Raw genomic sequence first — 26,055 nt, forward strand, 5'->3', positions numbered from 1 at the left:
GGCGTTGGTTTACCGCTTTTCCGCTGTCAATTCCGTCACTATCGATACAGTCGCTATCAATAGTGAACGATCTCGGGGTGCAAACGCGGTAAAGTCCCATGGTTCGCAACGGGTTGGCTGCGTGATTGATCTGACGCCAACAAACGCATTTACTGAAGTAGCCTATCATCATTGCTGATGTTGTAATCATTGATGACTGACAACGACGACAGCGACGATCAGATAGGCGAGGTTCAGCACGACCACGTTGATGATGGGTTCAAGGGCATTCGGCAGGGCATGGCGCGTGATGATGCCGGACGGCGAGACGCCCTTCATCTTCGCCATCTCTATGAAGGGGATGGCGAGCAGGCCGATCGGCGCGGCGCGTGTCATCTGCATCATGTGCGCCACCACAACGAGTCACCTTGCTTCATTAACGCCCGGACAAGACATTTGTCTGTGACCTCAGCCTGGATGGCCTACAGATCGCCTGAACGCCGCCCGCGGTCACGCTGATACGATCAGCGCCGACTTCAACGTTCCAGTGACGCTGATGGTATCGTCGAGCGCCCGGCGAAGAGCAGGAAGCCCATGGGAACACGTGTGGGTGTCCGGCCCGCATTGAGAGTGGATCTCTACAGTGCCTTTCTGCCAGGACGATTGCGGGTCGTAGAACCAGGCCTCATAACTGATCCCATCGAGACGGAACCTGTCACACGCTGCTCAAAAGAAGGCTCGTCTCGCTGTTTGCAACACCGTCAATCATGCGGACCTCCCGCAGGACGCGATCGAAATCGGAAAGGCTCACGGCGCGGATATTGGCGACGAGGTCCCAGTTGCCGTTCGTCGTGTGGAGCGAATAGATCTCGGGCAGGCCGCGCATCTTGCGGATGACCTGGGTCGTCGACTTTCCGACCACCTCGATCATCATGACAGCATGAACCGTCTGCTCGTCATAGTCTTCGCGCACGCGCACGGTGAAGCCGAGCAGCGTTCCCGTTTCCATCAGACGATCCAGGCGGTTCTGCACGGTACCGCGCGCAACGCCGAGCGCATCGGCAAGCTTAGCCAACGACGCGCGACCGTCTGCCCGCAGATGCGCAATCAGGCGGCGGTCGAGATCGTCAGGAATATATTTCGCAATGCTCATCTCAACTCGATTGAATTTATGGTCAATGAAGCTGATCATTTTATACAGCAAGGTGATTAAATCGACACCTTTCTGCAATTTCAGCCAGCGGATTTCGCAGCTATCCTCAGTGTTCAATCACTGTTGAAAGGAATGCCTCGTGTCCGCACCGCTGCCATCCGCCAAAGCATTCGTGCCCTTCGTCAGCGTCGACAACATGATGCGGCTTATCCACCATGTCGGCATCGAGACGATGCTCGTCGAGCTTACCGACGCCATCGAAGCGGATTTCCGGCGCTGGGACCTTTTCGACAAGACGCCGCGGGTGGCCTCGCACTCCTATGATGGTGTGATCGAGCTGATGCCGACGTCGGATGGAGAGATCTATGCGTTCAAGTATGTCAACGGCCATCCCAAGAACATGGCGCAGGGGCTGCAGACCGTCACCGCCTTCGGGCTACTAGCACAGGTGTCCACCGGTTATCCTCTTCTCTTGACGGAAATGACGCTCCTGACCGCGCTCCGCACGGCAGCGACCTCCGCCATGGCGGCCCGGCATCTGGCGCCGAAGGGGGTTTCGACCATGGCGATGATCGGCAATGGCGCCCAGGCGGAGTTTCAGGCGCTGGCCATGAAGGCCGTGCTCGGCATCAGGACTGTCCGCCTCCATGACATTGATCCGCAGGCGACGGAAAAGACGCGCCGCAACCTTTCCGGCAGCGGGCTCGAGATCGTCGCCTGCACGAGTGCGCAGTCCGCGATCGAGGGGGCGGGCATCATCACGACCTGCACCGCCGACAAGCAATATGCCACGATCCTGACCGACAACATGGTCGGCGGGGGCGTGCATATCAACGCCATCGGCGGCGACTGCCCCGGCAAGACGGAGCTGCACCGTGACATCCTGCTACGCGCCGACACCTTCGTGGAATACCCGCCCCAGACGCGCATTGAAGGCGAGATCCAGCAAATGGCGGAAGATTATCCGGTAACCGAGCTGTGGCAGGTCGTTTCGGGCGCGGCCGAGGGCCGCCGCGATCAGAACCAGATCACGCTCTTCGACAGCGTCGGCTTCGCGGTCGAGGACTTCTCGGCGCTTCGTTACATCCACGAAAAGCTCTCCGACACCGGCCTTTCGCAGGACCTAGACATCATCGCCGATCCCGATGACCCGCGGGACCTGTTCGGCATGCTTCAGCGTGCGAAGTGAGCCCCAGATGCGCCATTCCATTCAAGCCCCCGCAGCGGTCGTAATGGTCCGTCCGCACCACTTCACCGTCAACACCGAGACGGCTGCGGACAACAGCTTCCAGACCCTCTCTGACAACCGCGAGGATCTCGCGGCCAAAGCCTATGACGAGATCACTGCCGCCGCCGAGACGCTGCGAAGCCACGGAATCACGGTGCACCTCTTCGAGGACGAGGGCACGCTGACACCGGATTCGGTCTTTCCGAACAACTGGTTCTCCACCCATGCCGGCGGCCATGTCGCAACCTATCCGATGAAGGCCGAGAGCCGCCGGCGCGAACGGCGCCCCGACATCATCGAGATGCTGAAGACCCATTATCGCGTGCAGGATGTCATCGACTACTCCGGCCTCGAGCCGGACGGCCTCTTCCTGGAAGGGACAGGCGCCATGGTGCTCGATCATATGGACCGCGTCGCCTATGCCGTCCGATCCGACCGGACCGACCCGATCGCGCTGGAGCGGTTTTCGACCCATTTCAACTTCGAGCCCATGGCCTTCGAGGCCTGCGACAGCACGGGGATACCGATCTATCACACCAACGTACTGATGTGCATCGGGACGGATTTCGCGATGATCGGGACCGAGATGATCAAGGATCCCGGTCGCCGCGACGAGCTTGTCGGGCGTCTCGCACGGTTCGGCCGCCGGATCATCGACCTGAGCGAGACGCAGATAGGTCAGTTCGCAGGCAATGCGCTGGAACTGCAAAGCCCCGACGGCCGTATACTGGCCCTCTCGACCACCGCGTTCAACGCGCTTGACGCTGGCCAGCGGGCGGCAATCGAGGAGAGTGCCCGCCTGGTGGCGCTCGACATCCCGACCATCGAGCGGGCGGGCGGCTCCGTCCGCTGCACGCTGGCCGGCATCCATCTGACGCCGCGCTAAAGCCATGCAAAGGAAAGGCCCGCCTCGCGGCGGGCCTTGTCGTTGAGAGTGTTGTCGCTCAGGCTGCCTGGCGTACGAGCACGCCGAGGGCGGTCGTGATCAACCGGGCGAAGGTCAGTGCACCGATGCCGTCGACATCACGCTCGGGCATGAACTCCACGAAGTCCATCGCTGCGATACGGCCACGCGTGGCAGCACCCTTGATGAGATCGACTGCCTGATAGTAGCTGAGGCCACCCGGTGCGCGGCCGATGACGCCCGGGATGAGCGCCGGGTCGAGAGCATCGGCGTCGATGCAGATGATGATGTTGCTGCCTTGCGGGATGCGCTCAAGCACCGCATCGACACCGCCCTTGTGAAGGTCGTAGGCGGGCACGAAATCTACACCCCAGGCAACCGCATCCTCATAGTCGCTGGTTGCGGCCGAGCCGATACCGCGGGCACCGACCTGGATGATCCGCTCGATATGCTGCATCTCGGAGGCGCGGCGCATGGTGGAGGACAGCCCGAGACGCTCGCCCATATGGACCTCGCGCCAGTCTATATGCGCATCGATCTGGAGGATGGTGAATTTTTCGCCGTTCGCGTGAGCACCAATCGCCTCGATCATCGGGATCGGGATGGAATCGTCGCCGCCGAGAAGCACAGGAACCGCGCCGCGCCGCAGGAAGGTCGAGACCGCATCGGCGATCTTCTGCCTGTTGGCGGCACCGTCTGCCTCGTCGAAGGACAGGTTGCCGCAATCAACAGGCCGCAGCGCGGAGCTCGGGAAGACCGGTCCGCCGTGATCGAAATCATGCCGATCGACATTGGCAGTCAGCGATCCGGTCGCCTGTCGAAGGGCATCCGGTCCGTTGCGGCAATAGGCACCGACGGAGGCATAGGGCGTCGCGCAGGGCGCGCCGAGCAGGGCGACCGGCGCCGTTATTGTCTCGAAATCGTCGCAGGCTTCCAGCCCGAGAAAGGTCTTCGTTTCGGCCGCCGCGCCGAACAGCGCGCCGAGATCTGCCTTGTTGTCCATGAACGTCTCCTTGGCCCGGGGCGAGTTCCGGGTCTCTCATGTGGGAATTTGGTGAAGGGTCAGCCGATGCGGCTTTCGAGATAGCCGGCCCACCGTTTCTGAACGAGCTGGAAGGCCGATACGAGCACGAAGGTCAGCGTGAGATAGATGGCAGCCGCCGTCACATAGGGCTCGAACTGGATGTAGTAGTTCAGCGTGATATTGCGCGCGACACCCGTCACTTCCAGCAGTGTCACCGTGCTTGCCAGCGAAGTCGCATGCAGCATCATGATCATCTCGTTGCCGTAGAGCGGCAGTGAGCGGGTCAACATGGCCGGAATGAGAATGCGTCGCGCCTGCACGAGGCTGGACATGCCATAAGCCCGCGCCGCTTCGATCTCGCCGACCGGAACGTGGCGCAGACCGCCGGCGAAGATCTCGGTCGAATAGGCAGTCGTATTCAGCACGAAGGCCGCGATGACGCAGACCATCGGGCTCGACAGCCAGGGCCACAGCACGCTTTCTCGCACCATGCCGAATTGGGCCAAGCCAAAATAGATGAGGAAGAGCTGGACGAGGAGCGGCGTGCCGCGGAAGACCAGTGTGTAAGCCATCACGGCATAGCGCAGGACGGCGTTCTCGCTGTTTCTCAGGAATGCGAGCGGGATAGCGAGGAAGAAGGAGATGCCGAGCGACGCGAAGGTCAGGATCAGCGTCAGCTTCGCGCCCTCGAGATAGCGCGGCAGGTTTTCTGCGATCACGTCCCAGTTCATGACGAGACCTTTCTGACGCCGACGTCGAAGCGGCGCGCGACGAGCGTGAGCAGCAGCATGGAGACGACCGTCAAGGCCAGATAGAAACCCGCCGCGATGAGATAGAAGGTGAAGGGCATGGCAGTCGCTTCCGCCGCGCCCTTGGCGCGGAACATGACGTCCTGCAGGCCAATCAGCGAGACCAGTGCCGTGCCCTTCGCGAGCACCAGCCAATTGTTGGTGAAGCCTGGCAGCGCGAGCCGGACGAGCTGCGGCAGCATGATATGGGTGAACATTCGGCGGCGTGTCAGGCCATAGGCGATCGCCGCCTCAACCTGCCCGCGCGGTATGTTCTGCAACGCCGTCTTGAACGTCTCGGTCATATAGGCGCCGAAGATGACGCCGAGCGTCGCAATGCCGGCCACGAGCGGGGAGAATTCGATGCGGATATCCCAGCCCAGCGCATCGGCCCACTGGTTCAGTAGCGCCGGCAGGCTGTAGAAGACGAGCAGCATGACGACGAGATCCGGAATGCCGCGCACCACGAAGGTGTACATACCCGCAATCGAGCGCAGCAAGGCGCTTGCCGAAAGCTTGGCAAAGGCTGCCGCGAGGCCGAGAAGGGTCGCCACCAGCAGCGACAAGAGGGCTACCAGCAGGGTCGTGGACCCTGCTGACAGAATTGCCGTGGCGTAGTCGGCGACCATCCGCTTTATTCGCCGAAGTACTTGGCGTTGAGCGCGTCGAGCTTGCCGCTTTCGCGGACCGCCGCCAGGCCCTTGTTGATCTCCTCGACAAGGGCTGTGTTCTTTTTGTTGATCGCGATGGCGACACCCTCGCCGAATTCCTTGGCGTCCTTGCCGGTCAGTTGCGGGCCGACGAGCTCGAAATCGCTGCCGGCATCGCTCTTCAGGAAGCTGTGAATGATCTGGGCCTGATAACTGATGTGCAGGTCGGCACGGCCGGCCGTCAGCTCGAGATAGGGCGCGCTGCCGCTGTCATAGCGCTTGATGGTTGCCTGCGGAAAATGGGCCGTGACATAGGCGTCCATCGGCGTGCCGGTCTGCACCGCGATGATCTTGCCAGCCAGGCCTTCCGGCGTCACGTCGAGCGCTGCGCCCTTCTTGGCGACGAAGCGAAAGGTTGGATGGCTGTAGACATCGCTGAAGGCGATGACCTGGCGGCGCTTGTCGGTGACGGTCAGCTGCGAGATCAGCGCATCGTACTTGCCGTCGATCAGGCCGGGGATCATGCCGTCCCAGGCGGCGTTGAAAATATCGCAATCGAGCTTGGCGGCTTCACAGATCGCCTCCATCAGCTCGATGTCATAGCCGACGACCTTGCCGCTGGCGTCGACGGATTCGAAGGGGGGGAATGTCGCGTCGGTGGCGATCTTGAGCTGTTCGGCATTGGCCGGGCTCAGCATCGTGCCCGCGGAAATCAGGGCGGCAAAAAGGGAAATGGCTGGCAGTCGCATGGTGGCTCCTCTGGAGTTGTTTGTTGTTGTGCCGAGATTGAAAAGGTGAAGACGGAACGGAAGGCCTGGGCCGGCGGCTAATGCTTGAGCCGCCCGGCGAGGAATTGCTGCAATCGCGGGCTCTTCGCATCGGTGAAGACCGCCTCCGGCGCTCCCTCCTCCTCGACGCGGCCTTCGTGAAGAAACAGCACCCTGCTCGATGCATGACGCGCGAACCCCATCTCGTGGGTCACGACGACCATCGTGCGGCCCTCTTCGGCGAGCGCCTGCATGACCTTGAGCACCTCGCTGACAAGTTCCGGGTCGAGCGCCGATGTCGGTTCGTCGAACAGCATGACGTCAGGGTTCATGCTGAGCGCGCGGGCGATCGCAACACGCTGCTGCTGGCCCCCGGAAAGATGCGCCGGGTATTTGTCGAGGACGGACTGGCCGAGGCCCACCTTCGAGAGATTGGCCTTGGCGCGCTCCACCGCTTCGCTTCTCGCAAGGCCGAGCACGCTCATCGGCGCCTCCATGACATTGGAGAGCACGCTCATATGCGACCAGAGACAGAAGTTCTGGAAAACCATTGCGAGCTTCGAGCGAACCCGGCGAAGCTGCTTCCGGTCCGTCGGCCGCAACGTGCCGTCGCGGTCCTTCGCCGTGGCAAGTACCTCTCCGTCGATCGCGATCGTGCCGGCACTCGGGCGCTCAAGGAAATTGATGCACCGGAGAAAAGTGCTCTTGCCCGAACCGCTCGCCCCAATCACGCTGATCACGTCACCGGCATTGGCGCTCAGGGATACGCCCTTCAGAACTTCATGGCCGCCATACGACTTGTGAACGTCCGTGGCGGCAAGCTTCGGCATCAGTTTTCCCACTCGCGGCCTCGCGCATCTGCATAATTATTTTGCTATCTAGCCGCATGGCGTAAATTTACACAATTGATGAATCCTCACGCCATTGATGACGCAATATCATCTATTTCAGCCAATTGCCGCCGGGACTTCCGCATTTTCCCACGGAATATATGAAATATACTCAACGGTCTGAAATCGCTCCGTTTACGGGAGTGTCTCCAGGGCAATGTCGCGACCGAAAGAGGTCAACAGCCAACGCAGGAAGAGACGAGCCCCGGCGCGGTGAATGCTCGCCGTGTTGCACACCACATGCCAGCCGCCAAAGGCATCGATCGAAAACGGGAAGGGCTTGATGAGGATGCCGCGTTTGAAATCGCCGCCTGAGAGCGTGTCGCTTACGAGCGCAACACCAGTCCCATGCACGGCGAGATCGATCGCCATGCCCAGATCGCTGCAATAGAGGTGGCGCGCCTCTTGGTCGGCGCCCGGCGCCCCCGCCTCGAAGAACCACCGCCGCCATTCCGACCCGTCATCCCAGTGAAGCAGGGTCACGCGGTGGAGATCGGAAGGGTGGTTGAGACCGCCGCCGATGCTGTCGAAGAGGATGGGGCTGCAGACGGGAGTGATGTTCACATGCGAGAGAAGCGTCGACCAGCGATCCGCCCATCCGCCCGCGCCAAAGGAGATGCCGACATCGATATCGCTCAGTTCGTGCACCCGCTGGTTTTCGACGAGCCGGATGTGGCATTCGATCGCCGGGTGGTCGTGGCAGAACTCGTGGATGTTCTTCGCAAGCCAAGTGTTGGCGAACATGGGCGGGCAGGCAATATCGAGCCGCCCTTGCACTTGCCCAGCGTCCGACAGGCGAAGGGCCGCGCCAAGAATATCCTGCATGGCGGCCGAAACCGCCTTGGCAAAAATCCGTCCCGCATCGCTGAGCACGACGCTGCGCCCCGATTTTTCGAACAGACTGCAGCCTAGCGCCTCTTCTAGTCGGCGGATTTGGTGGCTTACAGCACTGTCCGTGAGAGCGAGTTCGGCAGCAGCTCTCGTAAAGCTCTGGTGGCGCGCAGCGGCTTCGAATGTCCTCAACGTTGGTAGCGGAAGATTGCGCAGACTGTTCAACAATGCTCCTCAGAATTACAAACCGACCAGCTTTTTTGCGCCACCATGAAACGTCCGCGGCTTGCTGGAGACCTTTTGGTTAGGTTATGCGGCCCTGGCTGGCGCGTCCAGCATGGTGTGCTACTGCTTCCCAGTTTCGGCGTGCAAGACCGTTCCGGCAGGCTCCATAAAATCGTCGATGGTTATGGTTGCCCCCCATCAATGACCATATCCGCGAGCTGATGAAAACTGCATCGGAGAGTTCGCACTTACATGGAGCGGTTTTCCCGCATCTTTCGGAAGGCGCCATGGATCGCGCGCTACCGTGTGATACGGCAATCCGATGCCACGGCTGTCACTGCATGATCTCTGATCGACGCGTGGGTCACTTGATCACCGCCTGACAAAGTGACAACACCTATGTGCGGCCTGCACCTGCGGGCTTCGATGTACACGACAAGGTCCTCGATGCTGAACAGTGGGTTGGCAACAAGCCAGCCGTTCCGACTGGAGCGGTCGTGCAAATATGCCCTCTTACATCCGTACTGTAACCGTCGGCTCCGATATCGCACCGGATCTACTGGCCTTTCACTTGCATGATAGCGCGCGCGGGCTGCCGGATCGCCCCGGATACCACCGAGGTGAGTTTCACCCAGCCTGAAAACACTTCCAAACGAGGAACTTCCGCACGGAAATGCAGGAGGCCGGCTTTCGACCAGCCCCGGGATGTTACCAGCAGCAGAAGCCGCCATCGACCAGAAGGTCGACACCCGTCACGAAACTTGCAGCGTCCGACAGCAGGAAGACGGCGGGACCGACCATTTCGTTGACGTCCGCCATCCGCTGCATCGGCGTCTGTTCTTCAAAGAGTTTTGTCTGATGCACCATTTCCGGCCGCGTGTTCATCGGCGTCGCCGTATAGCCTGGGCTGATCGTGTTCACGCGGATGCCGCGTCCGACCCACTCCATCGCCATGGACTTCGTCATGTGGATAACGCCGGCCTTGGAGGCGTTGTAGTGGCACTGGTTGAGGCCACGGTTGACTATGACGCCGGACATGGAGGCGATGTTGACGATCGAGCCGCGGCCGTTTTTCAACATGACGCGCGCTTCCGCCTGGCAGGAGAGAAAGACACCTTTCAGATTGATGTCCATCATCGTCTGGAATTGGCTTTCCTCCATTTCCTCCGCCGGATTGGCATTGGCGATGCCAGCCGCATTGACAGCGAGCGTGAGGGGGCCGAGTTCCTTTTCGGTGTGCAGGACGGCGTCGGTCAGCGCCGCACCGCTGGTCACATCGGCGGCGATCTGGATGCTCCGGCGCCCGGCGCGTGCGATGAAATCGGCCGTATGGGCAAGACCGTCATCGCTGCGACGGTCAAGCAGCGCGACGTCTGCGCCGCATTGGGCAAGGCCGATCGCGATGCGCTGGCCGATGCCACTGCCGGCGCCCGTGACGAAGGCGACGTTTCCCGAGAGATCAAACAATTTCGGCGCGTTGAGTGAGATTTCTGACATGCTGGTTCATTCCCTGTTCAAATGGTCGCCAGTTCCATGACCGAGACGTCGTTCGCGTCCTCGCGGTTCAAGATGCCGGCCTGTTTGCCCTGTGCCATGACCATGATGCGGCTGGAGACGCCAAGAACCTCCTCGAGGTCCGAACTGACCACAACGACCGCAACGCCTTCGCGCGCGAGATCCATGATGAGATCGTAGATCGACGAACGGGCGCCGACATCGATGCCGCGCGTCGGTTCGTCCAGCACCACCACCTTGGGCTTGCGCGCCAGCCACTTGGCAAGCACGACCTTCTGCTGGTTGCCGCCGGAGAGCTCGCCGGCGTTCTGCTCGCCGCGCCCCTTCACGCCGAATCGCTTGATGTACTCCTCGGCAAACTCGCGGATGCGGCGCGAGGAAAGCCAGCCATTGTGGGCGACCCCGCCGAGATTGGCGTATCCGATGTTCTCGGCGATCGAATGGTCGAGCACGACACCCTGGAGCTTGCGATCTTCAGGCACGAGCACGATGCCATTGCGGATCGCATCGATAGGTGCACGTGGCGTGACGGGCCTGCCGTGCAAAAGGACCTCACCGCTGGCGATGGGATCGGCGCCGGTGATGGCGCGCACAAGCTCGGTGCGGCCGGCCCCCATGAGGCCGGCGATGCCAAAGACTTCGCCCTTGCGGACGGAAAAACTGATGTCGCGAAAGGCTTTCGACGGCGAGCAAAGATTGCGCACCTCCAGCGTCACCTCATCTGTTGGGACAGGAAGCGTGGGGAACATGCGTTCGAGCGAGCGACCGACCATCGACTCCACGATGGTACGGATCGGTACGTCGCCACTGTCGAATTCCTGTACCTTGGCGCCATCGCGCATGACGACGATGCGATCCGTGATCTGGCGGATCTCTTCGAGCCGGTGCGAAATGTAGATGATGCCGACGCCTTCGGACTTCAGCCGCTCGATCTGCCGGAAAAGGAGCTGAGTTTCCTCGCCGCCAAGCGCGGCCGTCGGCTCGTCGAGGATGAGAAGGCGTGCGTTCAGCGTCAGCGCCTTGGCGATTTCGATGAGTTGCTGCTTGCCGGTCGAAAGCCCCTCGACGAGGCGATCGGGCGAAACGTCGAGGCCGAGGCGCCGCAGGCCGATGTGCGCACGATCCTCCATCACCTTGCGATCGAGACGGCCGGACTTCATCGGGTAGCGACCGACGAAGATGTTCTCCGCGATCGAGAGTTTTGGCAGCAGCTTCAGTTCCTGATGGATCATGCCGACACCCTCGTCGATCGCGGCGCGAGGGTTGGCAGGAGCGTAGGGCCTGCCGAGCCAGGTCATGTCGCCCGCGGAGGGCTGGACGGTGCCGGAAATGATGTTCGACAGGGTCGATTTTCCGGCACCGTTTTCACCGAGCAGCGCCACGACTTCTCCCGGATAGATGTCGAGGTCGACACCGTGGAGCACCTTGATCGGACCGTAGGATTTCTCGATACCACGGAGCGACAGGATGGGAGAGCGGTTCGTCATGGCGCTGCTGCCTTTTCTGCTATCGGCCCGATTTACGGGTGGTTCTTCACGAATTCCGGTGCGTTTTCGCAAGTCGTCAGAACGGCGTTCGGCGTCTGGCGCTCATCGACCTTCTGGCCGGCTGCGACGGCGAGCGCTGATTCAACGGCCAGCACGCCCATCTTCTGCGTGCTCTGCGTGGCAGTCGCGATGAACGGACCATTGCACTTGGCGAGGTATTCGAGGGCCGAGACGTCACCGTCGTAACCGCCGATGATCACCTTGTCGGAGAGGTTGGCAACGTCGACCGCCTTGGCAGCCCCCATCGCGAGACCATCGGCCTGGCCGAAGATGATCGTAATGTCAGGATTTGCCTGCAGCATGTTCTGCGCGATCGTAAAACCTTCGTCGGCCGACCACATGTTGCTCCACTGCTGATCGACCAGTTCGACGCCCGTGTTCTCGTCGATGGCGCGCTTGCAGCCGGCAAAGCGATCGACTTCCGGCGTTGTGCCCTTCTGGCCGTGGATGATCGCCATCTTGCCCGAGCCGCCGGCCTTGCCGATGATGTACTTGCAGACTTCGTAGGCGGATTCCACGCTTTCACCGGCGATAAAGGTGTCACCCGGCGCTCCCTCGGGCGTGCGGTCAACGTTGATGACGGGGATGCCGGCTTCGCGTGCAAGGCGGGTCGGAACGGCAGCTGCGGCAGCGCCGGCCGGAATATAGATGAAGGCGTCGATGTCCTGCGTCATCAGGTCCTGAACCTGGCTGACCTGTGTGTTGGTGTCATTCTTCGCATCAACGACGATGACTTCTATGCCCTTTTCCTTCGCGTGCTTTTCGACGCCGAGCTTGATCTGGTTGAAGAAGTCGGCCTGGAGGTTCGGGACGGCAAGGCCGATCTTCTTCACTTCGGCAGCGGACGCTGGAAGCGCGAGAACAGAAGCGGCGGTTGCCGCCATCAGCAGTTTGGACAGTTCCATGGTTTCTCCTCCGAGTTACCCGGCGGCGCTGCCCTGGCAGGCAGCCACCTCCCCTTATGCCGGCCCGCACGATTGCGAGCCGTTTTCTCCACCCCGCCGCTTGGGCCGCGGGGGTGAAAGTCGTTACTTGCGCTTGCGGTAGGTTTCGGCCGTAACGGCGAGCACGATGACGGCGCCGATGATGACCTGCTGCATGAAGGGCGAGACGCTGAGCAGGTTGAGGCCGTTGCGTAGCACGCCGATGATCAGGACGCCGATGATGGTGCCGCCGATACCGCCCGTGCCACCCGACAGCGAGGTGCCGCCGATGACGACTGCCGCGATTGCGTCGAGCTCATAGGAAACGCCCGAGGACGGCTGAACGGAGTCGAGACGAGCGGCGAGTACCATGCCCGAGAGGCCGGCGAGGAAGCTGCACACGACATAGACAAGAACGGTCGCACGCTGGACATTGATGCCAGCCAGGCGCGCCACTTCGGCGTTGCCGCCAATGGCGTAGAGCACGCGACCGCCGTGGCGGTAGCGCTGATAGAGCAGACCGACGATGAAGACCGCGATCATCACGGCGACCGTCAGCGTCACGAAGCCGCCGAAGCGCACGATGGCCATCATGTTGAACCAGGCCGGAAAACCGATGATCTGCTGGCCGTCGGTGATCATGTTCGCAAGGCCGCGCGTGATCGACATCATCGCGAGCGTTGCGATGAAGGCCGGCACGTTGAAGCGCGTGATCAACAGGCCTGCGACAAGCCCGTTCAGGGAGGCGACGAGCAAGGCGAGCGGAATGGCAATCCCCATCGGCACGCCGGCGACGACGTTGAGATAGCCGAGCACCATCATCGCCAACGCCATGACAGAGCCAACCGCAAGATCGATGCCACCGATCAGGATGACGAACGTCATGCCGACAGCCATGACGCCGAGAACCGTGATCTGGTCGAGCACATTAAGGAAGTTGCGCACCGACAGGAACTTGTCCGTCGCAAAGGTCAGAAAGAGGCACAACACGATGAGGCCGATCAGCGGCCCCGTGGCTCCGCGCAAGGACGGCAGCGTGATGCCCGCGAACCCCTGTCTTTCTTTCACATCCGCCACCATTTGCACTCCTCCTGGCCGTTCGCGACTTCGCGGTTGGCTTTTAGCATAAATATGCAACGCTGTGTGTAAATTCGTACCGCAACTCCTTGGATGGTGTCAAGGCGACATATTTGAATCTTTCCGGATACTCATATGCCATTTCCGCTTGACTTGGCGGCTATTCCTGCAAATATATCTATCAGTGTATATTTATTCATCGAGAGGGTTTCATGCAGCCGAATGATCTCGACCGCATCGCTCGACAGATCCGTCTTCGCGATCTGCAGGCGGTTTTTGAAGCTGGCGCAGGCCATATCGGCGGCGAGATGTCCGCCATCGACATCCTGACCGCGCTCTATTTCCGCGTGCTGCGTATCTGGCCCGACCAGCCCAAGCATCCCGATCGCGATCGTTTCGTACTGTCGAAGGGCCATGTGGCGCTCGCGCTCTATGTGACGCTCGCCAAGCGTGGCTTCATTCCGGAGGAAGAGGTCGCGACCTTCCTGAAACCGCATTCGCGGCTCAACGGGCACCCGAACTGCAACAAGGTACCTGGCGTCGAGACCAATACCGGTCCGCTCGGCCACGGGCTGCCGGTTGCAGTGGGAATGGCAAAAGCCGCCAAGCTGACCGGCGCGACCTACCGCACCTATGTGCTGACGGGCGATGGTGAGATGCAGGAGGGCTCCAACTGGGAGGCCATCGCGTCGGGCGCACAGTTCGGCCTCGACAACCTGACGCTCATCATCGACCACAACCGCTTCCAGCAGGGCGCATCGCTGAAGGACACCAACAATCTCGCCCCCTTCCCTGCAAAGCTGGAGGCCTTCGGCTGGGATGTCACCGAGATCAACGGCAACGCCATGGACGAGATCGTTCCGGCGTTGGAAAAGCGTGGCAGCCGTCCGCACTGCATCGTCGCCCACACCAACAAGGGCCACGGCATATCCTTCATGCAGGACAAGGTCGACTGGCACCACAAGGTGCCGAATGCCGAACAGTACAAGATTGCCGTGGCTGAGCTTTCGGAGGCCCTTTGATGAACGCCGTGACACCTTCGCCCAAGCTGCACGACTGCCGTGACGCCTTCGTCGCGGTGCTGGAGCGTCTGGGTGCCGACAATCCCAAGATCGTCGCCGTCTGCAATGATTCGGTCGGCTCCTCCAAGCTCGGCGGCTTCAAGGCCAAGTGGCCAGAGCGCCTCGTCAATGTCGGCATTGCCGAACAGGCTCTTGTCGGCGTTGGCGCCGGCCTTGCCAATGGCGGGCTGCTGCCCTTCGTCTGCGGTGCCGCCTGCTTCCTGACCGGCCGTTCGCTGGAACAGATCAAGGCCGACATCGCCTATTCGAACGCCAATGTGAAGCTCATCGGCATCTCCTCCGGCATGGCCTATGGCGAGCTCGGTCCGACGCATCATTCCATCGAGGATTTCGCCTGGACCCGCGTGCTGCCGAACCTGCCAGTCGTCGCGCCTTGCGATTCCATCGAAACGGCAGCCGCCGTGGAGTGGGCGGCATCCTATGACGGCCCCGTCTTCCTGCGCCTATCACGCGTCGGCGTCCCGGACCTGCTGCCGGAGGGCCACAAATTCGAACTGGGCAAGGCTAATCTGCTGCGCGATGGCGACGCGATCACGCTCATAGCCAATGGCACCGTCACTCACCGCATGGTGAAGGCGGCCGCCATCCTCGCCGAACAGGGCATCGAGGCGCGCGTCCTCAACATGGCGACGGTGCGCCCGATCGACGTCGAAGCCGTCGTGGCCGCGGCCCGGGAAACCGGCGCAATTCTCACGGCGGAGGAACACTCCACCTTCGGCGGCCTCGGTTCGGCCATCGCCGAAGTCGTCGTGGCAGAAGCGCCGGTACCGATGAAGATCCTCGGTGTTCCGGGCATCTTTGCGCCAACCGGGTCCGCCGAATTCCTGCTCGACGAGTTCGGCATGTCCCCCGCAGGCATCGCCGAGGCGGCGATCGACTTGATTGCGCGAAAGTCTTCCCGCACGTGATCGTGCGCGACTAGATTTCGTGCCGGGCGCGGCAGCACCTCCCAAATGCCGCGCCCTCCTCAATTTCCGCTCACCGGAGCCGCCATGACGACCGCCATTCTCGCCATCGACCAGGGCACCACGAATTCAAAGGCCGTGCTTGTCTCCACCGGCGGCGAAATTCTGGCGCGTGGCGCGTCTCCGGTCGGCATCGAGCATCCGCAGCCGGGCTGGGTGGAGCAGAACCCGCTACGCCTTTGGGAATCCGTTCAGGAAGCGATCGCGGCATGCCTCAAGGTGGCGCCCGCCGTCGAGATCCTCGGCATAGCCATCTCCAACCAGCGCGAATCCGTCACAGTATGGGATGCGGCAACCGGCAAGCCGCTCGGCCCGGTGGTCAGCTGGCAGTGTCGCCGCAGCGCGCCGGCATGCGCCGAACTGATTGCTGCCGGCCATGCGCCGCGCGTTCAGGCACTCACCGGCCTCCCGATAGATCCGATGTTCCCGGGTCCGAAGATGAAGTGGCTGCTTGACCGCGTACCCACCGGGCAGAGTGTGCGGCTCGGCACGATCGACTCCTGGCTGATCCATTGCTTCACGGACGGCGCGGTCCACGCCTGCGACACCGCCAATGCCGCCCGCAGCCAGCTTTACGATCTCAACCGGCAGGTCTGGAGTGACGAACTCTGCGAACTCTTCGGCGTGATCAAATCCGCCTTGCCCGAGGTGCGTGACAGCGCCTCCCGCTTCGGTGTCACGAAAAACGTGCCGGGCCTTGCCGATGGCATTCCGATCGCCTCGGCAATCGGCGACAGCCATGCCGCGCTCTTCGGCCACGGTGCCTTCAATCCCGGCGACGGCAAGGTGACTTTTGGCACCGGCTCGTCGATCATGACGACGCTGCCCCGCTTAATCGCGCCCGAGCAGGGAATCACCACGACCATCGCCTGGTCGATTGGCGGAACGCCGACCTATGCCTTCGAGGGCAATATCCTCGTTTCAGCCGCCGCGCTGCCCTGGATGGCCGAAATGCTCGGCCTTGCCGATGTGCAGGCCCTCACCGATCTCGCAGCGACCGCCAAGCCGGATGGTCCCGGCTTCGTGCCGGCCTTCGTGGGGCTCGGCGCGCCCTATTGGCAGGCCGATGCGCGGGCGCTGTTTTCCGGCGTCACCTTCAACACCACCCGCGCCCAGATGGCTCGCGCGGTGACGGATTCCATGGCCTTCCAGGTGCATGACGTCTTCAAGGCGATGTCCGCACAATCGCCGACGCCGCTCGGCCGGCTCTATGCCGATGGCGGGCCGAGCAAGAACACTTTTCTCATGCAGTGCGTCGCCGATACGCTGAACCATGCGATCATCCAGTGCGACGCGCCCGAGGCATCAGCCCTGGGCGCGGCCTATCTCTGCGGTCTGTCGCTCGGTGTCTGGCCGGATCTAGCCGCCATTGCCGCCCTGCCGCGCGCTGCCAATGCTATTGCACCCCGTGCGTCCGACGCCGCGGACCGCCTTCGGGTCTGGCAAGACGCAATCTACCGCTCGACCGTTCCGGGTCCTTCAACTATGAGTGAATAAAAATTCACCAACGGAGGTTCCATGGGACGACTCAACGAGTTGCGACTGATCGCCCGCATCGCCCAGATGTACCATATCGAGGGCAAGCGGCAGGCTGAGATCGCAGAGCTCATGCACATGTCGCAGGCCACCGTTTCGCGTATGCTGAAGCGGGCCGAGCAGGAAGACATCGTGCGCACGACGGTCATTCCCCCGGCCGGCACCTTCGCCGATCTGGAAACCGCCCTGCGCGAGCGCTATGGCCTCACCGAAGCCATCGTCATCGACTGTTCGGAAGACCGTGACGGCGCAATCATGGCCCGCATCGGGGAGGCAGCAGCCCACTTCCTCGAAGTCACTCTGCAGCAGGACGAAATCGTCGGCGTATCGAGCTGGAGCCAGACCATCCTGCGCATGGTCGACAACATTCATCCACTGAAGAGCGCCAAGGCCAAGTACATCGTGCAGATCCTCGGCGGCATGGGCGATGCTTCCGTCCAGACCCATGCCACGCAACTGACCGCACGCCTTGCTCGCCTCACCGGTGGCGAACCTCGCCTGCTTCTCGTCCAAGGCATCACCTCCTCGCGTGAAGCAAAGCTCGTAATGCTCGCCGACCCTGTCGTGCGCGAGACGATGGATCTCTTCGGCCGCCTCAGCCTTGCGATCGTCGGCATCGGCGCTGTGGAGCCGTCAGAGCTTCTCGCCCGATCCGGCAACACCTTCTCCCGCCAGGAAATGGCGATGCTGCATGAGGCCGGTGCGGTGGGCGAGATTTCCTATCGGTTCTACGACAAGGACGGAAAGCCGGTCGAAACGCCGCTCAACGACCGCGTCATCGGCCTTTCGCTGGAGGATCTGCGCAAGACCGATCGCGTCATGGCGCTCGCGGGCGGCGAATCCAAAACCCAGGCCATCGCCGGCGCCCTGAAGCTGGGTGTCATCGATGTGCTTGTCACGGACAAGTTCACGGCAGCCCGGCTGACGGCCTGATCCATCCGGGATCATCCATCGCCTGCTGCATTTTATGGAGAGAAGACCATGAGACGTTTCGCAGGCCAAACGGTATTCGTCACCGGAGGCAACAAGGGCATCGGCCGCGGTATCGCCAAGCGCTTTGCCGAAGAGGGCGCGAAAGTGGCCATCGCGGCCATCGAAAAGGACACCGGTGCTGCGGCCGAAGCGCTTGCTGCGGAAACCGGAGCCGAGGTGATAGGCTTTGCGCTTGATGTGACCGACGCCAGGGCTGTTCAGGAAACCTATGGCGAGGCCGAAGCCAAGCTCGGTGCGATTTCCGTTTCCGTGCAGAATGCCGGCGTCATCACCATCGCCAAGGTCGAAAACCTCACCGAGCGCGAGTGGGACCTCAACCTCGACGTCAACACCAAGGGCGTCTTCCTGTGCTGCCAGGAGGCGATCCGCCGCTTCCGCGCCAGCGGCACGAAGGGCCGCCTGATCAACACCGCTTCCGGCCAGGCTCGCCAGGGCTTCATCTATACCCCGCACTACGCCGCCTCGAAGTTCGGCGTCGTGGGCCTCACGCAGAGCCTTGCCAAGGAACTGGCCCGCGAAGGCATTACCGCCAACGCCATCTGCCCCGGCATCATCCACACAGAGATGTGGGACTACAACGACCGCGTCTGGGGCCAGATGCTCGGCGAATACGGCCCAGGCGAGTTGATGGCCGAATGGGTCGAAGGCATCCCGATGGGCCGCGCGGGCACGCCCGCCGAAGTCGCCGCCCTCGTCGCGTTTCTCGCCTCTGCCGATGCGACCTATATTACCGGCCAGACGATCAATGTTGACGGCGGCCTGATCATGTCGTGACGCTGCGGACCGGCGCAAAGTGCAGCCTCAAGTCAGAAGCTTGCGCATCAGGCGTTCGACAGCCTTGGTCTGGTGCTTTGCTGTGCCCAGACCTTGATCGGCCGGGTGAAAGTCAGGACCTGTCACTCAGGCCATGAAGCGTTCCATGAGAAAATCGGGGTGCGCACCATGCATATCGGAGATCACAGCCACCTCGCTTTCCGTGCTGCCCGCAAGTATGCCCGTCCGGACGAGGCAAGAGGCCAAGCCTGCGCTGGTGGCGCCCGCAATATCGTGTTCGATGCTGTCGCCGATGCAGATAATGCGATCGCTGGTGATATTGGAAAGCAGGGATTGGGCCCGCTGGTAGATCGCGGGATAGGGCTTGCCGAACCAGCGAACAGGGCCGCCGAGGTCGTGGTAGGCGAGCGCGATACTGCCTGCGCCCGGTGCTGTGACGCCGCCCTTGGCGAGCTTGTGACGGTCGGGATTGGTGCAGTAGCAGGGCACGCCGCGCCGCGCCGCCGGCGCCAGCCGGTCGCGGTAGGCTGACAGTGGAATTCTTTCCGCCTCGCTGCCCGAGATGATCACGATGTCGGCGATCTCAGCATTCTCGACACTTTTGAAGCCGAGCGAGTCTGCGAGGTTGCGGTCGCCGCCGCTCGAGATCGTCAGGCAGCGCGTCGCCGTTGAGCCGGCCGTTTCGCGGACAAGGATATCATAGGCGACATCGCCGGAGGTCAGGAAGCGGTCGAAGCCCGCGCGGTCGAATCCGAGCCCGACCAGACGCTCGGCATTGTAGTCGCCGCTCCGGCCTGAATTGGAGAGAAGGATGACGGTTTTCCCCGACGCCTTGAGCCGGAGCAAGGCCTCGTTGGCACCAGGATAGGCCCGCTCGTCATCGCGCAGCACGCCGAACTGGTCCACGAGAAAGGCATCGTAGCGTTCGGCAAGGGTTGCGAGGGTCGTCCATGGTGCGAGGCTCATGGCCACCGGGCCTTTCCGGCCAGAACCAGAGACGCCGCGCCGACGGCTGCTTCAGCCGACCGGGCGGCGAGGAATGGCACGCCGAGCGCGTTTTCCCGCATTCTCGTCCAGGCGGAGTTGGCCGCCCCGCCGCCGACCGTGCGCACGGAGCGAACCTCGGGGCCGCCGAGTTCGACCAGGCGGTCGTAACCCGATTTCTCGATGACGGTGATGCCTTCGAGGATCGCCTGGAAGAATGCGATGTCGTCCGCCGGGCGTGGCTCCAGCCGTGGGGGATAGGCGGGATCGTTTACGGGGAAGCGCTCGCCGGGCTTTGCAAGTGGATAATAGGCAAGGCCGGTCGGAACATCCGGCCGGAGGTGCGGCGTCATGGCTTTCAATTGTTCGTTGTCGAAGAAGCAGCCAATGACCGCGCCGCCCGAATTGGAAGCCCCGCCGGCAAGCCAGAAATCCAGGATCCTGTGCGAATAGATGCCATAGCTGGCCGCATCGATCGGCCGGGCGGAGGCCAGCTTGACGACCAGCGTCGAGCCGAGCGCCGTGACGCCATCACCGATGGCCGAGGCACCCGTCGCCAGAAAGGAGGCGCAGCCGTCGGTGGTACCGGCATGATAGCGGCAGCTTGCCGGAAGACCAAACGCCCGCCCCGCCGGCCCGACTGCCGAGAGGGGCATACCGGCGCGCTCGACCGCTGGCAGCAATGCGATGTCCATGCCGCAGGCCTCCAGCCAGTCCGGCCAGCGCCCTGTGGAGAGTTCATAGCCGGTCTTCAGCGCGTTGTTCTCGTCGCTCGTTGCCGTGAGAAGGCCGAGTTTCATGAGGATCCAGTCTGCCTGGTGCACGACCCCGCGCACGCCGTGGCGGCGCGACAGGTGGATGGCGCGGGCAAGTGCAGAGGTTGCTCCGCGCGCAGGGCTATCGGCGGGCGCTTCTTCGGCAATTCGCTCGATGATTGCCCTGTCGGGACAGGGGTCATTGTACATCGATGGCTCGCCGATCGGCCGGCCATCAGCGTCAATCGCCAGCACCGTACCGGACGTTCCATCGACACCCAAGCCTTCGATGGACGCGAGAGACAGGCGCGCGGAAAGTTCAGAAAGACAGGACTGCACACCCGCCCACCATAGAGAAGGCATCCGCCCGTCGGCCGCGCTCGGGAAGGAAAAGGCAGCCATGTCGAGGAGCGTGCCATCTGCAGCGAGGGCTGCCGCCCGCACCCCCGACGTGCCGAGATCTATACCGAGAGCGGTTGCGGGCTTTGCCGTCGCGCTCATGACCGCTGGCTCGCCTTGCGATCAAGCGCCTGCCGATATTGCTCGGCCTCCCAATGGGTCAGTTCATGTTCCTGCTCGGGTCCGAGATAGATGACACACGCGTCTTCCGGAATACGGGCGACGATTTCGGATAGGCACCGTGCCATGACACGCCCGCCATCGGTCAGCTCATTCGCCAGCAGGACACCAAGCCCTGGCGCAATAAGCATCTTCGGAACGGTGCGGTTTTGTGTACGGCGCGCCTCGCAATAGGACTTCGCCGTCTCGCCATGAGCGAGCACGCCGATTTCCGTGCCAAGGAAGATGACATGGTCAGGGTAGAGCGAGCCGCCCGTCGCCAAGCCGATGCTTGCGGGGCTCAGCGCTGTCTTGTGGCTGCCGGCATCCTGCGCCGCATGGAAACCGGAGCCTTCCGCCAGCACTTGCAGCCTTGAGGGATCGGCTGCGGTTGCCGCGCGTTCCTTCACGGTCAGCGCTGCCGTAACCCTGATGATGCGCTCTCGCACCTCCTCGACGGTTTCCCCCGTGACGATGACGCCGTGGTTGAAAAGCACCAGCACATCCGGCCGGCTTTCGGCGACGCGGTCGATCTCATGGGCGAGCGGCGTGCCGGGGCGGCGGTAAGGAATGCTCGCCCAGGTCAAATCCGGCAGCCGCGCCATCCGCTCCGCGATGACCGCCTCACGATCCGCGAGCACGGAAAGCGCAATGGTGTTCACGCAGTGATAGTGGGCGACCACCGCCTGCGGCAGGACGGCGTGAAAGCTGGTCTCGATCGAGGGGCGAAGGCCGGACGCGTTCAGGTCCGAAACGACGAAGTCCGTCGCCTTCTCGGCGCTCGGATTGCCGGCCCGCAGCGCTTCCACCAGCGGCGCGACCTCCACCGGCACCATGATGTCGCGCTTGCCTGCATGGGAAAGCCACGTGCCCGACGCCTTCACCCACATCACGCCATCGCGCTTGTAGGAGGTATTGCCACCGGCGCCTTGCGTTTTCAGGATATCGCTGCCGATCGCCTTCGAAAGCACAAGAAATGCGTCGAAGGCGGCAACGTCCCCCGCCCGAATACCTGAAGCCATGCCGGCCTCCTCCTCTCACCAGCTCGCGCCTGCCTATCGGGTCTCCGATGTGAGCAAACTTTCCTCCATATGGTATTTATGTGATCTAAAATCGTCAACAATGAAGATTCTGCGTCATACATCTTGATCTTGTCCAATCCGTATGATTATCTTTCATCATCGACGAGGGAGACGTCGGGAGGAGCGGTCTTGAACGACACCGAGCGCCACAAGGCCATCATCGATCTGCTGCGCGAGACGCCGTTCGCATCCGTGCGGGATCTGCAGATACGCCTCGGCGCCTCTCCCGCTACCATTCGTCGCGATATCGACAAGCTGCATGAACTCGGCCGCGCCCGGAAAGTCTACGGCGGCGTTTCTGCCAGCGAGGCCGGCGACAGCGTGCGTCTTTCCGCGCGCCCCTATGACGAGAACCGTGACATCGCCGTCGAGGCCAAGCGGGCGATCGCCGCCAAGGCCGCAGAGCTGGTGCGCGATGGGGACGCCATCATCGTGCATGCCGGCTCGACCTGCTATCAGCTCGGCACGTTACTGGCCCGGCGCAACGTGCGCCTCTGGACAAATTCCATGCCGCTTGCCGCCCATCTCGGCGAACACGGCACCTGCCAGCTTTCATTGGCCGGCGGCGAGCTCTATCGCGAGCCCGGGATCATCCACGATGCGGCGGCCGGATCGCCGGGTTTCTTCGCCTCACGCTTCTTCCTGGGCACCCAAGGCATCAGCGGCAAGGGATTGCTCGAATCCCATCCGCTGCTCGTGAAGGTCATCGGCGAGCTTGCCGCCTGCGCCGACGAGATCGTGCTTCTGGCCGACAGCCGGAAGTTTTCCATCCAGCCGCGCAACGTCGCCCTTCCGCTCTCCCGCATCGGTACTATCATCACGGATGACGGCCTCACCGAGGCCGCCGCGAAAATGCTGGAAGATGCCGGCGTCACCATCACGATCGCGACCATGGGAGGGGAAAGTTGAGCCCATCCCCCATCGCCGTCTTCGATCTCGGCAAAACCAATTCGAAACTTTTTGTCCTTTCGGCCGACGGCAAGGTCATCGATGAGGCGCGCACCCGCCCCGTGTGGCGGCAGGAGGGGGCTCTCAAGGTTCTGGACGACGCGGCGCTCTTCGCATGGATGAAGAACGAACTCGTCCGCGTGGTTTCAACGCATGGCGTCGATCGCATCACCTTCTCCGGCCATGGCTGCACCTTTGCGCTTGTCGCCGGCAATGGTCTCGTTCATCCTATTCTTGATTACGAGCAAGAACCGCCCGCCGACATTGCACGCAGCATCGATGCCCTGACGCCGGATTTCGGCGAAACCTTCTCGCCACCGCTGCCGCTCGGCTTCAACTACGGCCGCCATCTTCTCTGGCTGAACGCGCGCGATCCGGCGCTTCTCGACAAAACCGATGCCATTCTCGCCTATCCGCAGTTCTGGAGCTGGAAATTCTCCGGCCACAAGGTGTCCGAAGTCTCGTATCTCGGCTGCCATTCCCATCTCTGGGCGCCGCTCGCAGACGATTTCAGCAGCCTTGTCGATCGGATGGGCTGGCGCGGCAAGATGCCGGATTTTGCAAGGGCCGGCAGCGCGATCGGCATGCACCAGGTGTCCCTGGATGACGGGCGCAGCGTGGAGGTCGCGGTCCACAACGGCGTGCACGACAGCAATGCCGCGCTCTATTTCTACCGCTCGCTCGGCTTTTCCGATTTCACGCTGGTCTCGACCGGCACCTGGGTGATCGTCTTCAATCCGGCAAGTCCGCTCGAGCGGCTCGATTCCGCGCGCGACATGCTGGCCAATGTCACGGTCGATCGCCAGCCGGTCGCGACGATCCGGTTCATGGGCGGTCGAGAATATGATGTCGCAAGCAACGGCTGGGCGAGACCGGTTTCGCCGGAGGCCGTCGCCGCGGTCATCGCCAAGCGGGCTTTCGCCCTGCCCTCCTTCGCCGCCGGCGGCCCCATGCAGGGGCATGCCGGGCAGTTCAGCGGCCCCACCGTCGATGGCGAGGAACGCGCCGCCGTCGCCCTGCTCTATGTCGCGCTGATGACCGATCTTTCGCTCGACCTCATCGGATCGAAAAACACGATCGTCATCGATGGCGGCCTGGTGAAGACGGGGCTTTATTCCGCAATCCTTGCCGCGCTTCGCCCCGGACAGACGGTCCACACCAGCGCCAATGCCGAAGGAAGCGCCTTTGGCGCTGCAGCACTCGTCTTCGACGCGATCGGAAGCAATCCCTTCGTCAACGACTGCACGGTGGCTGAGCCGGCAACCGTTGGCGACCTCAACGCCTACCGGCAGGCATGGCGTCAGCAGGTGGATGCGATGGCGGGCAGCGATTTCAGGGAGAAGCGCCTATGACGCAACAGGCCGCCACGCCGCTCCTTGAAATGCGCGACATCAGCAAGACCTTCGGCGCATCGAAGGCTTTGTCGCATGTCAGCCTCACCGTGCATGCCGGCGAAGTGCACGCACTGATGGGCGAAAACGGTGCGGGCAAATCGACGCTGATGAAAATCCTGTCCGGGGCCTATACCGCCGATCCCGGCGGTTCGGTGCTGATCGACGGCGAACCGGTCACGCTCGGCGATCCCTTGAAGGCCAAGGCCTATGGCATCGCCGTGATTTACCAGGAGCTGTCGCTCGCACCGAACCTCACGGTGGCGCAGAACATGTTCCTCGGCAACGAGCCCTCGCGTTTCGGCCTTGCCGACCGCGCCGAGATGCGCCGGCGTGCCGAACCGATCCTCAAGCAGCTCGGCATCAGTTTCGATTCCGCACGCCGTGTTGCGGAGCTTTCGCTCGGCGAGCGGCAGATGGTGGAAATCGCGCGGGCGCTGACGACCAATGCGCGCATCATTGTCATGGACGAACCGACGACATCGCTCACCACGCGCGAGACCGACCGGCTGTTCGATGTCATCGCCCGTCTCAAGGCCGACGGCATCGCCATCATATACATCAGTCACCGCATGGAGGAGATCTACCAGCTCTCGGACCGTGTCAGCGTGTTGCGCGACGGTGCCTATGTCGGCACACTCGACCGTGACGGGCTCTCGGCCAGCAAGCTGGTCTCGATGATGGTCGGCCGCGATCTCTCGTCCTTCTACAAGAAGGAGCACAGGCAGGTGGAAGGCGAGCGCGCAGCAGTGCTTTCCGTCAACAACATCGGCGACGGCAAGCGCGTGCACGACTGCTCATTTGACGTGCGCGCAGGCGAAGTCCTTGGCATTGCCGGCCTCGTCGGTTCGGGCCGCACGGAACTTGCCCGCCTCGTCTACGGCGCCGACCGACGCACGACTGGCAGCGTATCGCTGAACGGCAGGACGTTGACGATCGCCTCGCCAAGCGACGCGCTCGATGCCGGCATCGCCTATCTCACCGAGGACCGCAAGGCGCTCGGCCTCTTCCTCGACATGTCGATCAGCGACAACATCAATATCGGCGTCATCGCAGAAGACGCGAAGGTGGGCGGTGCGCTGAATTTCGCCAAGGCCAGGGAGCGGGCGAGCGGCGCCGTCAAGGCGCTGGCGATCCGCACGGCCGGCACGCAGATCAATGTCGGCGCGCTCTCGGGCGGCAACCAGCAGAAGGCGCTTCTGGCCCGCCTGCTGGAGACCAGGCCGAAGGCGATCATCCTCGACGAGCCGACGCGCGGCGTCGATGTCGGCGCCAAGTCGGAAATCTACCGCATCATCGATGATCTCGCGCAGAACGGCATCGCCATCATCGTCATCTCCAGCGACCTGCCGGAAATCCTCGGCATCGCCGACCGCGTGCTGGTCATGCGCGAGGGGCACATTGCCGGCGAAGTGACCCAGCCGATCGACCAGGAAGCAGTGATGGCGCTGGCGACCGGCACGGCCGGCGCTGCGGCCTGACGAAG

General features: G+C 62.5%; 24 protein-coding genes and 1 pseudogene. 10 read left to right on the forward strand and 15 right to left on the reverse strand.

What is annotated here, in order from left to right; genetic code table 11:
• Positions 1–198 precede the first annotated feature (198 nt).
• Both HV823_RS20555 and HV823_RS20560 read right to left on the reverse strand, forming a co-directional pair.
• Positions 199–402 (reverse strand): annotated as a pseudogene (locus HV823_RS20555) (ABC transporter permease subunit); the annotation flags it as partial.
• A 292-nt stretch (positions 403–694) separates the two neighbouring features.
• On the reverse strand, positions 695–1,132 hold the full coding sequence (locus HV823_RS20560) for an Lrp/AsnC family transcriptional regulator (RefSeq protein ID WP_176951679.1): 438 nt from the start codon (positions 1,130–1,132) through the stop codon (positions 695–697).
• 139 nt (positions 1,133–1,271) lie between these two features.
• Here HV823_RS20560 and HV823_RS20565 point away from each other — a divergent pair, with 139 nt between their 5' ends.
• Both HV823_RS20565 and ctlX read left to right on the forward strand, forming a co-directional pair.
• A complete protein-coding gene (locus tag HV823_RS20565; protein WP_176951613.1) occupies positions 1,272–2,321 on the forward strand; it encodes an ornithine cyclodeaminase in 1,050 nt (349 codons plus the stop codon).
• Positions 2,322–2,328: 7 nt separating this feature from the next.
• Positions 2,329–3,246: a citrulline utilization hydrolase CtlX gene (ctlX, locus tag HV823_RS20570; protein ID WP_246301823.1), complete on the forward strand. Its 918-nt coding sequence runs from the start codon at positions 2,329–2,331 to the stop codon at positions 3,244–3,246.
• A 58-nt stretch (positions 3,247–3,304) separates the two neighbouring features.
• On the opposite strand, the gene HV823_RS20575 is transcribed toward ctlX, so the two are convergent.
• The 10 genes from HV823_RS20575 to HV823_RS20620 all read right to left on the reverse strand — a co-directional run bounded on the left by HV823_RS20575 (position 3,305) and on the right by HV823_RS20620 (position 13,504).
• Positions 3,305–4,267 (reverse strand): arginase family protein, encoded by a 963-nt coding sequence (locus HV823_RS20575; RefSeq protein WP_176951614.1) that lies wholly within the window; start codon positions 4,265–4,267, stop codon positions 3,305–3,307.
• 59 nt (positions 4,268–4,326) lie between these two features.
• Positions 4,327–5,019 (reverse strand): ABC transporter permease, encoded by a 693-nt coding sequence (locus HV823_RS20580; RefSeq protein ID WP_176951615.1) that lies wholly within the window; start codon positions 5,017–5,019, stop codon positions 4,327–4,329.
• Entirely contained in the window at positions 5,016–5,705 is a 690-nt protein-coding gene (locus HV823_RS20585) for an ABC transporter permease (protein WP_176951616.1), read from the reverse strand. The genes HV823_RS20580 and HV823_RS20585 overlap by 4 nt, the downstream gene beginning before the upstream one ends.
• A gap of 5 nt (positions 5,706–5,710) precedes the next feature.
• Entirely contained in the window at positions 5,711–6,475 is a 765-nt protein-coding gene (locus HV823_RS20590; RefSeq protein WP_176951617.1) for a transporter substrate-binding domain-containing protein, read from the reverse strand.
• Positions 6,476–6,552: 77 nt separating this feature from the next.
• Positions 6,553–7,323 (reverse strand): ABC transporter ATP-binding protein, encoded by a 771-nt coding sequence (locus HV823_RS20595; protein WP_176951618.1) that lies wholly within the window; start codon positions 7,321–7,323, stop codon positions 6,553–6,555.
• A gap of 195 nt (positions 7,324–7,518) precedes the next feature.
• Positions 7,519–8,439: a LysR substrate-binding domain-containing protein gene (locus HV823_RS20600; protein ID WP_176951619.1), complete on the reverse strand. Its 921-nt coding sequence runs from the start codon at positions 8,437–8,439 to the stop codon at positions 7,519–7,521.
• 708 nt (positions 8,440–9,147) lie between these two features.
• Complete coding sequence (locus tag HV823_RS20605) at positions 9,148–9,936, reverse strand: SDR family oxidoreductase (RefSeq protein WP_176951620.1); 789 nt, start codon at positions 9,934–9,936, stop codon at positions 9,148–9,150.
• A 17-nt stretch (positions 9,937–9,953) separates the two neighbouring features.
• Positions 9,954–11,441, reverse strand: coding sequence for a sugar ABC transporter ATP-binding protein (locus tag HV823_RS20610; RefSeq protein WP_176951621.1), 1,488 nt, complete (start codon positions 11,439–11,441; stop codon positions 9,954–9,956).
• Positions 11,442–11,473: 32 nt separating this feature from the next.
• Positions 11,474–12,406: a substrate-binding domain-containing protein gene (locus tag HV823_RS20615; RefSeq protein ID WP_176951622.1), complete on the reverse strand. Its 933-nt coding sequence runs from the start codon at positions 12,404–12,406 to the stop codon at positions 11,474–11,476.
• 123 nt (positions 12,407–12,529) lie between these two features.
• On the reverse strand, positions 12,530–13,504 hold the full coding sequence (locus HV823_RS20620; protein ID WP_176951623.1) for an ABC transporter permease: 975 nt from the start codon (positions 13,502–13,504) through the stop codon (positions 12,530–12,532).
• A gap of 209 nt (positions 13,505–13,713) precedes the next feature.
• Between HV823_RS20620 and HV823_RS20625 the strand changes: the two genes are divergently transcribed.
• The 5 genes from HV823_RS20625 (at position 13,714) to HV823_RS20645 (ending at position 18,851) form a co-directional block, all read left to right on the forward strand.
• Positions 13,714–14,523 carry a transketolase gene (locus HV823_RS20625; protein ID WP_176951624.1) on the forward strand — a complete coding sequence of 270 codons (810 nt, stop codon included), beginning with the start codon at positions 13,714–13,716 and terminating at the stop codon, positions 14,521–14,523.
• Complete coding sequence (locus tag HV823_RS20630; protein ID WP_176951625.1) at positions 14,523–15,491, forward strand: transketolase family protein; 969 nt, start codon at positions 14,523–14,525, stop codon at positions 15,489–15,491. The genes HV823_RS20625 and HV823_RS20630 overlap by 1 nt, the downstream gene beginning before the upstream one ends.
• An 84-nt stretch (positions 15,492–15,575) precedes the next feature.
• Entirely contained in the window at positions 15,576–17,045 is a 1,470-nt protein-coding gene (locus tag HV823_RS20635) for an FGGY family carbohydrate kinase (RefSeq protein ID WP_176951626.1), read from the forward strand.
• A gap of 21 nt (positions 17,046–17,066) precedes the next feature.
• Positions 17,067–18,017, forward strand: a complete 951-nt coding sequence (locus HV823_RS20640) for a sugar-binding transcriptional regulator (protein ID WP_176951627.1) — start codon at positions 17,067–17,069, stop codon at positions 18,015–18,017.
• 48 nt (positions 18,018–18,065) lie between these two features.
• Entirely contained in the window at positions 18,066–18,851 is a 786-nt protein-coding gene (locus tag HV823_RS20645; protein ID WP_176951628.1) for an SDR family oxidoreductase, read from the forward strand.
• A 126-nt stretch (positions 18,852–18,977) separates the two neighbouring features.
• On the opposite strand, the gene HV823_RS20650 is transcribed toward HV823_RS20645, so the two are convergent.
• The 3 genes from HV823_RS20650 to HV823_RS20660 are packed head-to-tail and all read right to left on the reverse strand — an operon-like array spanning position 18,978 to position 22,170.
• Positions 18,978–19,817 carry a TIGR01459 family HAD-type hydrolase gene (locus tag HV823_RS20650; RefSeq protein WP_176951629.1) on the reverse strand — a complete coding sequence of 280 codons (840 nt, stop codon included), beginning with the start codon at positions 19,815–19,817 and terminating at the stop codon, positions 18,978–18,980.
• On the reverse strand, positions 19,814–21,091 hold the full coding sequence (locus HV823_RS20655; RefSeq protein WP_176951630.1) for an FGGY-family carbohydrate kinase: 1,278 nt from the start codon (positions 21,089–21,091) through the stop codon (positions 19,814–19,816). Before HV823_RS20655 ends, HV823_RS20650 begins: the two co-directional genes overlap by 4 nt.
• On the reverse strand, positions 21,088–22,170 hold the full coding sequence (locus tag HV823_RS20660; RefSeq protein WP_176951631.1) for a class II aldolase/adducin family protein: 1,083 nt from the start codon (positions 22,168–22,170) through the stop codon (positions 21,088–21,090). Before HV823_RS20660 ends, HV823_RS20655 begins: the two co-directional genes overlap by 4 nt.
• 189 nt (positions 22,171–22,359) lie before the next feature.
• On the opposite strand from HV823_RS20660, the gene HV823_RS20665 reads away from it, so the two are divergent.
• The 3 genes from HV823_RS20665 to HV823_RS20675 are packed head-to-tail and all read left to right on the forward strand — an operon-like array spanning position 22,360 to position 26,050.
• Entirely contained in the window at positions 22,360–23,139 is a 780-nt protein-coding gene (locus HV823_RS20665; RefSeq protein WP_176951632.1) for a DeoR/GlpR family DNA-binding transcription regulator, read from the forward strand.
• Positions 23,136–24,530 (forward strand): FGGY-family carbohydrate kinase, encoded by a 1,395-nt coding sequence (locus HV823_RS20670; RefSeq protein WP_176951633.1) that lies wholly within the window; start codon positions 23,136–23,138, stop codon positions 24,528–24,530. The genes HV823_RS20665 and HV823_RS20670 overlap by 4 nt, the downstream gene beginning before the upstream one ends.
• Entirely contained in the window at positions 24,527–26,050 is a 1,524-nt protein-coding gene (locus HV823_RS20675; protein ID WP_176951634.1) for a sugar ABC transporter ATP-binding protein, read from the forward strand. The genes HV823_RS20670 and HV823_RS20675 overlap by 4 nt, the downstream gene beginning before the upstream one ends.
• The last annotated feature ends 5 nt before the right edge of the window (positions 26,051–26,055 follow it).

Origin of the sequence: Mycoplana rhizolycopersici (genome assembly GCF_013378445.1) — a bacterium.
Taxonomy (GTDB): Bacteria; Pseudomonadota; Alphaproteobacteria; order Rhizobiales; family Rhizobiaceae; genus Mycoplana; species Mycoplana rhizolycopersici.